The sequence below is a fragment of the Mesorhizobium jarvisii genome, from assembly GCF_003601985.1.
Taxonomy (GTDB): domain Bacteria; phylum Pseudomonadota; class Alphaproteobacteria; order Rhizobiales; family Rhizobiaceae; genus Mesorhizobium; species Mesorhizobium jarvisii.
The window spans coordinates 1-415 of record NZ_QZXA01000039.1; the positions used below are offsets into that span (position 1 = coordinate 1).

Here is a 415-nt window from a genome sequence, read left to right on the forward strand (position 1 = left end):
GTGCCCGTCTGGCAATGTATGAAGTTTGCTTAAAAACATATTCTCCAATAGGTCAATCACTGGAAAAACGTGCGGAAAAAATACATGAACTAGAAGAAAAAGAGCCTAGATTGAGTGGCGCTTTACCCTATGTAGATTCTCATTTGCATAACGATCTCATAGATACGTTATCAACGCGTGGTATTCCTGGAGTTGTATTAACAATTTTAGCATTTTCAGCAATACTCATATATGCCTTAAGAACTGCTAAAGAACCTTATATTTTAATCTTGCTTTTTTCACTACTGGTAGTAGGACTAAGTGATGTAATACTCTTTTCTAAACCGGTTCCGACTGCTGTGTTTATCACCATAATATTGCTTTGTGCTTATTTTAAAGCACAATCGGACCAATGTTTATTAGAGAAGTAATGAAT

1 protein-coding gene is annotated in these 415 nt (G+C 35.4%); it reads left to right on the forward strand.

The features are described from left to right. A partial coding sequence (locus D3242_RS33200; RefSeq protein WP_425374473.1) for an O-antigen ligase family protein occupies positions 1–410 on the forward strand: 410 nt, incomplete at its 5' end. Positions 411–415 lie beyond the last annotated feature (5 nt).